This is a genomic window from Terriglobus sp. YAF25, from assembly GCF_052113305.1.
GTDB lineage: Bacteria > Acidobacteriota > Terriglobia > Terriglobales > Acidobacteriaceae > Terriglobus.
In genome coordinates this window covers 1-1556 of record NZ_JBFRCY010000903.1, presented here as the reverse complement: position 1 = coordinate 1556, position 1556 = coordinate 1, and the positions used below count along the sequence as shown (strand labels likewise).

2 protein-coding genes are annotated in these 1556 nt (G+C 58.1%); both read right to left on the bottom strand.

Annotated features, from left to right (window positions below; all coding sequences use genetic code 11):
* Positions 1–368 (bottom strand): Wzz/FepE/Etk N-terminal domain-containing protein (locus AB4043_RS25040; RefSeq protein ID WP_442308464.1); only part of this gene is annotated, 368 nt, incomplete at its 3' end.
* Positions 365–1556, bottom strand: a 1192-nt coding sequence (locus AB4043_RS25035) for an SLBB domain-containing protein (protein ID WP_442308463.1), incomplete at its 5' end; no start/stop codon positions are given. The genes AB4043_RS25040 and AB4043_RS25035, both read right to left, overlap by 4 nt.

The window sequence follows — 1556 nt, the reverse complement described above, 5'->3', positions numbered from 1 at the left end:
CGATAACGCTTGTCATAGACCTTTTGGAGCTCGAAACGTTCGATCAGGTGATCGCTGATCGTGCCGCTCTTGATAAGGTCGATGTAAAGTGCTGTCGTGTTTCCTGTGCCGAGTAAGCTTCCGGCAAGACTACTGAAGTTATTGCTGGAGCCTCCCCCGAGAGCCCGTCCTGCTAACGCGGCGATCATAACCGAACTGGAGTTTGTGTTCGCCGGTGGCATGATCATCGCCGTAGATGTGTAGCGCTTCGGGATCAGGAATGCCACTGCGATCGAGCAGGCAGCAGCGATCAGAAAGACACGCACCAGCAACCGCCGATGCCGCCATAGAATTTCGCCGTTGTGAACCCAGACCGGAGTCTCGCTCATAGCACACCTGCCACTGCTGCGGTGATCGCAATGGATGAGGCCAGTTGTGCCGTCGTCAGGAGATTGCGCCAGAAAAGAGACGCTCCAAGGATCTTCTGCGGGACGACAACCACATCGCCCGGGCTGAGCTTGGTAGAGAGAACACTGCGCGGTAGGAAGCCACTGTCGCGTCCCACGACGGAACCATTGGCGCGGATGATGAAGATCCGCTTTTCATTCGCAACCTCGGTAACTCCGCCTGCACGGCGGAGATACCAACCGGCGGACTTACCTTCGGCAAAGGTGATTGCTGTGGCGTTATAGACCTGCCCGTTCACGAGCACAAAACCAGGCCGCTTAGGAATCCGGAGGACGTCACCGGCGCGCACCTCAATATCCGCCGCTGTTCCCTCCCATGAGGCGATGTCGGTGGAGATATGGATGACGAGGCGGCCGACCGCAGGTTGGGTCTTCAACCGGTTCAGCACCTGCTCCTGTTGGGCTTGAATGATCTGCAGCGTTGAGGACTGATCGTTGGAGGATACTGCGGGTGCGAGCCGGGCAGCAGAAGAGCTCGTCTCGATCTGGCGGATCAGCTCCTGACGGCTCTTTTCTTCAAGTACTCGAACCTCTTCACGAATGAGGATGGCTCCAGCTGGATATGCTGTCTCGCGGAAGCCTCCGGCTCTCTTCAGAATGGAACTGAGCCGTTCTCCCTGTTGGATTCCGTAAGAACCTGGATAGGAGACCTCACCTTCCACCGTGATGGAGGCGGCGATATCGTTCCAGCCTGCGATTTGGTGGATCGTCAGCACATCTCCGGGACGAAGCACAACATCGGAGGAGCTCTTTCGTGTTGTGACGGCGACTCCGATGGGGATCGAAGAACGCTGACTGATGACGCGGTTCCCATTCGCGATCTGATAACTGGTAAGGTCAGCAGCTTCCAGCAGGGCATCGCGCTTGAAGCCGCCCGCGGTGCGGACCAGGTCTGCCGCGGTCATCCCTTCGGAGAGCGGGTWGATCCCTGGACGCAACACCTCTCCGGCGATGGTTACGCGGGGAGCATCTGCCTCATATCTTCCAAAGACGCGTATTGTATCGAACGGCTGGAGCGTGAGATCGACATTACCGGCGAGTGCCTCCGGGACGCTGAACTCGATCGTTGTTGGCCGCAGATCGGGAGCCTGAAGCCGTACGATTTCGCCC